This window comes from Bradyrhizobium erythrophlei (assembly GCF_042430365.1).
Taxonomy (GTDB): Bacteria; Pseudomonadota; Alphaproteobacteria; order Rhizobiales; family Xanthobacteraceae; genus Bradyrhizobium; species Bradyrhizobium erythrophlei.
Genome location: NZ_JBHMET010000118.1, coordinates 1 through 2,529, shown reverse-complemented (window position 1 = coordinate 2,529; position 2,529 = coordinate 1). Strand labels below are relative to the sequence as shown.

Sequence of the window (2,529 nt, the reverse complement as noted above, 5' to 3'; positions counted from 1 at the left end):
CCCGCCGTGAATATTTCGACCCAGGCGCCGTTCCACATGGGCTTCTATCATCAAAGCGCGGTGGTCTACCGAGCGGCGCCTTTCGTTGGACGCACCTATCCATTGCTACGCGTGCACCAGTTCTTCGGCCTGGCTGAGCTGGCCTTCCGCACCGGCCACCTGTATTGGGGCTGGCGATTTGCTGGCAATGCCACGCATTACGTCCAAGATCTCACGCAACCTTATCATGCGAGCCTGCTGCCGGGGGTTTCGACGCTGCGGATGCTCGGCATCAATCTGCTTGCTGTACTCGGTTCGCCGCGCATGAAGGACGAGATGATCGTGCTAGTGTCGAACCGCCATTTCGCACTTGAGCGGTATCAGGTTCAGATGCTCCATCATGCGACAGTGGCCGGCGAGCAGGCGCCCATCCTCACAGCGCTGCGCCCAAGCGACCGCGACGCCACCTATCCAGCATGGTCTGAGAACTATGTCCGCGACGTCGTCAGTGCCGAGGCGTTTTCGTTTGGCGATCGGCTTGATGCATTGCTCGCAGCTGCCATGCCCGCGAATTATGTCTCAGATGCCAACTATGACTTCGGTTCTCAGGGCGGGGGCGTCGACCTGTTGGATGAAGTGACGAAGCGCGAAGCGGGCCATCGCGCCGATCTGGAGTCGGCCATCATCGAACTGTTTCGTCACTTCGGAGCGCATAGCCGCAACCTGGTGCGGGGCATATTGCGTGCGTCGGGATCGCTTTCTCCCTGACCGAGTCCAGCTAATCGATGTCACCAAACAACGTGGCTGATGTCTCAGTTGGGTCATTCGCGTCGTTTTTACAGTCGGCCAGCTACTTCCGGTTTGCCCCCAACTTCAGACATGTCGCTGCGCTGCGCCGCAACGATCGCGGCTTGGTTCGTCGTGATCGAAGAGATTGCACATTCTATTTTGCTGGTTGTGGCGGTTTCGGAATACCCGGCAGCATCCGAATTACATCCGCTTGGCGGGTTCACCAACAACGACGAATGGAGCCCAAACGCGCGGATGGGTATCGGCAACCGTCTTTGCTTCGCTCAATAGTCTCCACGTCGCCTCTCTGAGAGCCTCTGCATGAGAAAGGCCGGGATTCCTAACAGAAATACCAAACAGGTTAGACATCAGGTGGGCCGTTGCAACGTCATCGACGTCCCAATGCGAGACGACCAGCGAACGCGCGCCTGCATACAGGAATGCACGCGCAAGACCGGAAAGGGCTTCCGCTCCGACACCATCGCTTGACGCCGTGTTGCAGGCGGATAGCACGACCCAGTCAGCGTTGAGCTTAAGTTCGGCGACTTCGCTCGCCTGAAGCAGACCGTCGTCAAGTTCAGTCGGAATGTCAGGTATTGTCAACGCAAGAGCGGGCTCGGCTCTCGCCTTGCTGAACTTTTCAAGCTCGCCTGAAACCAAACCATGCGTCGCAAAATAGACGATCCGATACTGATCGAGCTTGGTCGCTTTCACCGCAGTTTCAGTCGCGTTCAATCCGAATTTCAGATCATCAGAGCCAACGCCCAAAGCCTTGGCTATTGATTGAACCTCCGTTCGAGTTCCCGGCAGTTGGGCAAGCAGTTCCCCAAGTGCCTGAACATCAAGTCGATCGCCTTGATAGAGACTGGGCAGGCTTCTCATAGCGACCTGCTGACCCTTTGCCTGCGCGCGTGCCTGCTTGCTGAATACGGGATCGGCGAACGCAACCATCGTCTTTTGAGGTTTTGATACTGCAGCCTGTGTCCGCATCGTTTTCAGGCTATAGACCGATGGCAGAATCGTAATGGCATAAGGCTTGATCAGCCAATTCGTTTCCTTGAGTGACTTGCCCGTGGGGTCGGAGGTCACCAGCAGCCCAAAGGGGAGTGATGTCAGAGCGCCATTGGCAATGACCGACAGACGCTTCTTGTCCTTCAGCTTTGTAGCAATCGGACCAAAGGTCTCTTGGTAAATCTTGTGGGCCAATGCGGCGTCAAATGGCTTGTCAGTATAAAATGTCAGCGACTGCCGAAGTTGCAGTACTTGCTCACCAAGCTGCTTTGAAGTCGCTGGAATTGCCGTCCAAAAGCCTTCCGACTTGGTCACAACCCAAGCGTAGCTTCTTTGGTCAACACTAAAAATGACGACAGCTTCATCGTCGCCAAGCAGCTTTTGAGTGTCAGCCAATGTCAGAGGTTGGGGACGTGACAGTGCGACGTAGTCAGGGAACCTTTGGCTCAGGGTATCCTGAATCTTGTCTCTCTCGATCTTGATTTCGGCCAAGCGTTTGCGGAGTTGATCCTCAGTAGATGGATTGCGTTCATCTGGACTCTTGGAGACTGCCGCGAGAATGGCTCTGTCAAGCTTGTCAGCTTCGACACCGAGGTCCTGATCACTTCGCACCAGTGTCGCAAGTTCGCCCGAGCCTGCTGCGTAGCGCTGCGCAAGCTTGGTGACAGCATCTGCCGCGGCGGACGACAATGGGTCGTGTCCCAGCTGGTGGTGTAGCTGGAGCGAAGCCGCTCGCGACGCGCGCCCCCC

General features: G+C 56.5%; 2 protein-coding genes. One reads left to right on the top strand and one right to left on the bottom strand.

Translation table 11 applies throughout. The features are described 5' to 3' along the window. On the top strand, positions 1–747 hold a 747-nt coding region (locus tag ACFFWD_RS18225; RefSeq protein ID WP_376967528.1), incomplete at its 5' end, for a phospholipase C/P1 nuclease family protein. A 222-nt stretch (positions 748–969) separates the two neighbouring features. Here the strand turns inward: ACFFWD_RS18225 and ACFFWD_RS18220 are convergent. Continuing rightward, positions 970–2,529 (bottom strand): CHAT domain-containing protein (locus tag ACFFWD_RS18220; protein WP_376967526.1); only part of this gene is annotated, 1,560 nt, incomplete at its 5' end.